7 protein-coding genes are annotated in these 5,742 nt (G+C 67.4%); 3 read left to right on the forward strand and 4 right to left on the reverse strand.

The features are described 5' to 3' along the window. The 3 genes from Q0R23_RS02040 to Q0R23_RS02050 all read right to left on the reverse strand — a co-directional run. A partial coding sequence (locus Q0R23_RS02040; RefSeq protein WP_293909853.1) for a DUF2271 domain-containing protein occupies positions 1-469 on the reverse strand: 469 nt, incomplete at its 3' end. Positions 470-519: 50 nt separating this feature from the next. Beyond that, positions 520-1,428, reverse strand: a complete 909-nt coding sequence (locus Q0R23_RS02045) for an FAD:protein FMN transferase (protein ID WP_293909855.1) — start codon at positions 1,426-1,428, stop codon at positions 520-522. Positions 1,429-1,547: 119 nt separating this feature from the next. After that, positions 1,548-2,117, reverse strand: coding sequence for a 3'-5' exonuclease (locus tag Q0R23_RS02050; RefSeq protein ID WP_293909857.1), 570 nt, complete (start codon positions 2,115-2,117; stop codon positions 1,548-1,550). Between the two features lie 255 nt (positions 2,118-2,372). Between Q0R23_RS02050 and Q0R23_RS02055 the strand changes: the two genes are divergently transcribed. Then, positions 2,373-2,825 (forward strand): acyl-CoA thioesterase, encoded by a 453-nt coding sequence (locus tag Q0R23_RS02055; RefSeq protein ID WP_293909859.1) that lies wholly within the window; start codon positions 2,373-2,375, stop codon positions 2,823-2,825. After that, positions 2,825-3,478 carry a histidine phosphatase family protein gene (locus Q0R23_RS02060; protein WP_293909861.1) on the forward strand — a complete coding sequence of 218 codons (654 nt, stop codon included), beginning with the start codon at positions 2,825-2,827 and terminating at the stop codon, positions 3,476-3,478. The genes Q0R23_RS02055 and Q0R23_RS02060 overlap by 1 nt, the downstream gene beginning before the upstream one ends. Before the next feature lie 214 nt (positions 3,479-3,692). On the opposite strand, the gene Q0R23_RS02065 is transcribed toward Q0R23_RS02060, so the two are convergent. Further along, entirely contained in the window at positions 3,693-4,547 is an 855-nt protein-coding gene (locus Q0R23_RS02065; RefSeq protein WP_293909863.1) for a hypothetical protein, read from the reverse strand. 178 nt (positions 4,548-4,725) lie between these two features. Here Q0R23_RS02065 and Q0R23_RS02070 point away from each other — a divergent pair, with 178 nt between their 5' ends. Beyond that, a complete protein-coding gene (locus Q0R23_RS02070; protein ID WP_293909865.1) occupies positions 4,726-5,514 on the forward strand; it encodes a histidinol-phosphatase HisJ family protein in 789 nt (262 codons plus the stop codon). The last annotated feature ends 228 nt before the right edge of the window (positions 5,515-5,742 follow it).

Raw genomic sequence — 5,742 nt, forward strand, 5'->3', positions numbered from 1 at the left:
CGTTTTTGTCGGTTTTGCCGTCCCAGACCAGACTGTATTTGCCGGGGTTGCGGGTCGGGCTGGTGGTGGTGGGCAGCAGCGCCGCGCCTCCGCTTTCCGAAAACCAGCGGCGCAGGTCGCTGAGGTAGCGCTGGCCGCGCCTGGAGGGCTGTGCCCATAAGCTGACGGTGCGCACCGCTTTGCCCTGGGCGTCCTCGATGTAGACGGCGACGTAGGGCCGCTCGTAGCGGGAGCCGCTGGGCGCGGCGAGTTCCAGATTGACGGCCAGTTCCATCGTGCCCGGCAATGCGGCGGTCTTGGCGGCGGCACTCCCCTGCGCCGAGGCGAGGCCCAGCCGTGAGAGAAAGAGGCTGGCGGCGGCAGCGGTGAACGCCTTCAGGAGCGAGCGACGACCAGTGCTATTCGGGCCAGTGCTATTCGGGCCGGTGCTGTTTGGGCCAGTGCCGTTCAGGTCGGTGGGGTCGGTCATGGGGTTCCTCCGGGGAATAACTGTGGGGGCGGCGGCTACAGACCAGTCGCTCAGGTGTCGGTGGCCTTAGTGTGGCCTTCATGTTGCTGCCAGAAGGTAGTTGTGGCTAACAAACGGCCCTCGCCGATCCGCACGCCCACACCCTCCAGGCCGCCCACCAGCGCCAGGCATTCGGAGACCTCCAGCACACACAGGGCGGTGGAGAGAGCGTCGGACTCGGCGCCACTTGGGGCGATGACCGAGACCGTGCGTTCGGCACTGGTCGGCTGCCCGGTGCGCGGGTCGAGCAGGTGGGCGCCCCGGTGCATCTGGCCGCTGGTGGTGACGGCCTGGTTGCTGAGGGTCACGAAGCCCACCGGAGGCCAGTTATCGGCCCACTGACCCGGAGCTTCGAGCCCCACGCTGACCTCACCCTGACCCAGATGCCGCACGTCCCCGCCGATGTTGAGCATCACCTGCCGCACACCGGGCACCTTCAGGGCCGCCTGCGCCGCCGCGTCGGTGATGAACCCCTTGGCGAGCGCGTTGAAATTCAGGCTCAGCGCCGTGTGCAGCGTGACCTGCCGTGCGCCTGTAGGGCCGCCTTCCAGGGTCCACAGCGGCTCTTTCATCTGCTCCAGCACGCCTTGCAGGGTGCCCGCGTCGGGTCTACCGCGCTGCCACAGCCGGGCCAGCGTATCGGCAGCCGGATGAAAGGCGCCGCCGGTCAGGGTCATGAAGTGCTCCGCGCGAGAGAGCAGCGCGGCGAAGTCGGCTGAAACAGTGGTCGGCAAACCCCGCCGCGCCTGCCAGCGGTTGAGTTCACTGCCCGGCAGGTAGCGGCTGAACACGCCCTCCAGCCGGTCCACTTCGGCCAGCAGCGCGGCCTCGGCGGCGCCGAGCTGGGCCTCGGTGTCGGCCACGATCTGGAGTTCCAGCGCCGTGCCCAGCACGCCTTCGAGGTGTCGCTGGCGCCTCACGGGACGGATTGCAAAGGGAGAAAAGAGGGGGGGCCACTTCATGACCTGCTCAGTGTCGCTCAGGTCTGTGAAGGTTTTTTGCAGCTTATGCGCAGTGTGTCAGTTATTCTAACACCCGTCTAACGCACCGGCTCGGCGCTCAGCATGGCGTTGAGCCGCACGAACGCCTGGGCGGTGACCTGCACGTCGCCGAAGCTGCGGTGACGGCCACCGCGCCCGAATTCCAGGTTCAGGCGCGTCGCCAGCACGTCCAGGTTGTGGGCACGCTCGCGGGGAAAGGCGCGGCGCGAGAGTTGCACGGTACACAGCTCGGCAGCCGGGCGCCACAGCAGGTTATGCCGCCGGGCGGCCACCCGCATGAAGCCGCCGTCGAAGCTGATGTTGTGGGCCACCACCGCTGCGCCCCCCACGAAATCGAGAAAGCGGGGCAGCACCTCGGCCATCGTCGGGGCGCGGGCCACCATGCTATCGCTGATGCCGTGGACCTGCGCCGCCCGCCAGGGAATCGGCATCACCGAGCCGTCGGGCCGCTGCGGGCGAACCAGCGACTCGAAGCGCTCGCGCTCGTAGATCTGGCCACCCCTGATTTTCAGCGCCCCGATTTCCACCACGGCGTCCTTTTCCGGACTGAGCCCGGTGGTTTCCAGATCGAAGACGACGTATTCGGCGTGTGGCTCGGAGCGGGACATGATCCCAGCCTAGCGCAGTCGAGCGGATAGCGCAGCAGTTCACACAGGCTGGACGAAGAAAAGACTGGCGCCGAGCAGAACAGTTGGCGGCTCGATACCTGAGCGCAGCGTCCTGACACGCCTGACGGTGCGCCGCCGAGACGCTTGTGCTTCCCTCGTTCACAGGGCCGGAACGTCATTCGCCTGCGCCCAGATCCCGCCCAGCAGCTTGTGGCCCTGCCCACGCCTGACCCGGCGCCCGCTAGACTGGCCCGCATGACACGTAACGACCCGTTTTCCACCCGTCCCGACCAGCCGCAGCCCGATCAGCCGCAAAGCGGGGCGCGGATGCTCGAACTGGTGTTTCCCAAAGACACCAATTACCACGGCACGGCCTTCGGGGGTTTCGTGCTGTCGCTGATGGACCGGGCCGCCTCGATTGCCGCCGTGCGCCACGCCAAAAATCATGTGGTGACCGCCCGCATGGACGCCGTGGACTTTCACCTGCCGGTGCGGGTCGGCGACGCGCTGGCGCTCGAAGCCCAGGTGATCCGGGTGGGCCGCACCTCCATGACCGTGCGGGTGGACGTGTTCCGCGAGACGCTGACCACCGGCGAGCAGCAACTGGCCACCAACGGCACCTTCGTCTTCGTGGCCGTCGGCCCGGACGGCGTGCCCGTGCCCGTGCCACCTTTGTCTGGGCCGCCGCTCCCCGACCCCGCCCACTGATGCCGCTGCTCGACCTGACGCTGGTGCGACACGCCACGACGGCCTGGAACACCGCCGGGCGCTGGCAAGGTCACAGCGACGTTCCGCTCTCGGCGCAGGGCGAGGCGCAGGGCCGGGCGCTGAGCAAACGGCTGCGCGGCCAGGAGTACGACGCCGCCTACAGCTCCGATCTGCTGCGGACCAGGCGCACCGCCGAGCTGGCGCTGGGGCAAGCGGTGAGCCCCGTACTGGACGCCAGACTGCGCGAACTCCACTTCGGCGCCTTCGAGGGCCGCGAGCTGGGGACCAACACGGCGCACCCCGGCTGGCCGACCTGGCGGGCCGATCCCTGGAACGAGGCCACACCCGGCGGCGAGAGTCTGGCGCAGGTAGCGGCGCGGCTGGGCGCCTGGGCCGGTGAGCTGCCAAACGGACGAATCATCGCCTTCAGTCACGGCCTGGCCATCCGGGCGCTGCTGCACCATCTGCTCGGCTGGCCGGTGCAGCAGCGCCCGGAGCATCCCTACCCGTTTCCCTTCCAGATCAAATTGGAACACACCAGCCTGACCCGCCTGCGCCGCACGCCGCACGGCTGGGAAGTACTGAGCCTGGGCGACTGTGCTCACCTGGAGAAGTGGGCGGGAGTGCTGGAACAAGAATCTGCTCCAGTTTGAGCCGCCGAGGCTCGTTAAAACGGCACGCCTCTCCCCATTATTGTCATCCGTAACTGTTGTCATCCGTAACGGAGTTCAAGATGACAGATTTCAGTGGTTTGTGGTGGACTTTTATGTCCACTTCGGGTCTTCTAAGCCAGTAAATCTCGGTTTCTATAAGCGATTGATCTCCAAAGAGAATAAGACCTTCACCCAAACACCAGACCGCCACAGTTCACGCCAGGCTGAGTTGACCTGTGCTGCCAAAGCGGGGCAGGCTCCAGCGGCGCACCGGCTGGACCGGGATGTTCTCCTGATCCGGCAGGCCCAGGCGGCGCAACTCCGCTTCGCTCAGCGGGCCGAATTCGCGCTCGAAGCGCCCTTTGAAGGCCAGGGCCAGGGCGGCGGTCCGGTGGCCCTGCCCGGCAGCCTGCATGGCCTCCTGAAGCTGGCAGCAGGCGTCCTGCGAGTAGGCGTCGAGTTCCTGGCGGCGGGTGGCCAGCGCCAGCGCCAGGGCGGCCTCTCCCCTGCCGAGCGCGTCGGTGGCCAGGCCCTCCAGGCGCAGGTCGAAGTCGGTGCACAACTCCTCGCCTCGCCGCGAAATATAGTCGTCCCAGGCGGCGTTGCCGCGCAGGTACAGCCCGGCCATGAACTCGCCGGGGCGGGCGTTCAGGGCACTCCGGACCTCCAGCGTTGCTACGTCGTGAACGTCGAGCCAGGCGCCGCTCAGGTCGAGCGAGAGCCCGCACCAACTGGTCTGAAGTCGCCAGGCATCGCCCTCCAGGGCCGTGCGCAGATGCAGCGCGGCGGTGCGCAGGGAGCCGCTGCCCACCGCGCCGGGCCACAGCAGCTCGCTGAGGTGGCCCTGCGCCTGGGGGCCTTCCAGCGCCAGGTACAGCAGCATGGCCAGCGCCTTGCGGGTCTTGAAATGCAGCTCCCGGCCCCCCAGCCGCACCGAGGGCGTGCCCATTACCCGGAGCTGAAGGGCGCCGTGCTGCGGCTCAGTGAGCGGTGCCTGGACGGTGCTGGTCTGGACGGTGCCATTCGGTACGGTGCTGGTCTGTACGGTGCTGGTCTGGACGCTGGTCATCTGCATTTCTCCCCCTACTCCGGCGCGAAAGCTCTCACGCCCTGCTCGGTGGCTCTGGTTACTGGAACTTCGGTTACCGGAACTCTGGTTACTTGCCTGAAACCAGTATCTTCACGGGGCGTAACAAAAGCGTGATGAGCAACTGATGATGACCTGTCACGCCTTGCTACTCTTGGGCATGACGCCCCACCTGTTCGACTCGCACCTGCACACGCCGCTGTGCAACCACGCCGTTGGCCATCCCCGCGAGTACGCCCAGGCCGCGCTGGACCGGGGCCTGGCGGGCGTGACCTTCACCGACCACATCCCCATGCCGGAGTGGTTCGACGCGCCCTGGCGGATGCGGCGAGACCAGCTCGGCGAGTACGTGCAGATGGTCCGCGAGGCGCAGCAGGAATTCGGGGGCCGCCTGGAGGTGCGCCTGGGCCTGGAGGCCGACTTTCATCCGGGCACCGAGCGCTACGTGGCTGAGATTCTGGCCGAGTATCCCTGGGACTACGTGATCGGCAGCGTGCATTACATAGGTGCCTGGGGCTTTGACAACCCGGAGTTTGTCAGCGAATACGAGCGGCGCGACCTGGGCGCCCTGTACCGGCACTACTACGCGCTGATCGAAGGCGCGGCCCGCAGCAACCTGTTTGACTCGATTGGGCACCTGGACCTGCCCAAGAAGTTCGGCCACCTCGACCAGGGCGGTATGAGCGCCCTGCACGCGCTGGACGTGATCGCCATGCAGGGCCTGAGCCTGGACTTCAACACCGCAGGCTGGCGCAAACCGGTGCGCGAGGCTTATCCGGCGCCCGATCTGGTCCGCGCCGCCGCCGCACGCGGCATTCCCTTCGTGCTGGGCAGCGACGCCCACGCCCCCGCCGAGGTGGGCTACCACTTCGCCGACGCCGTGAAGCAGATTCACGATGTGGGGGGAACGGTGGTGACGTATGCGGGGCGGGAGCGGGTTGGGGGGTAGCTTGTGGGAACGGCGGCTGGCTGGGCGGTTGGCGGTTGGGTTACGTTGGTGGGGCTTTGGCACTGAGCAGATGCGTCGGCTCCCCCACCCCCAGCGGCTTATCGTTACCCAGAAGTGGGATAGAGGCTGACAGAGACGTCAAGATCAAGCAGCCAGGCGGCCTGAGTGAGCCAGGCCCAACCGCGCCAGAGGGTCTGCCAACCAGGGTCGCCGTCACGGCGGCGACCA

This window comes from Deinococcus sp. (assembly GCF_025362455.1).
In the GTDB taxonomy this organism is placed as follows: domain Bacteria; phylum Deinococcota; class Deinococci; order Deinococcales; family Deinococcaceae; genus Deinococcus.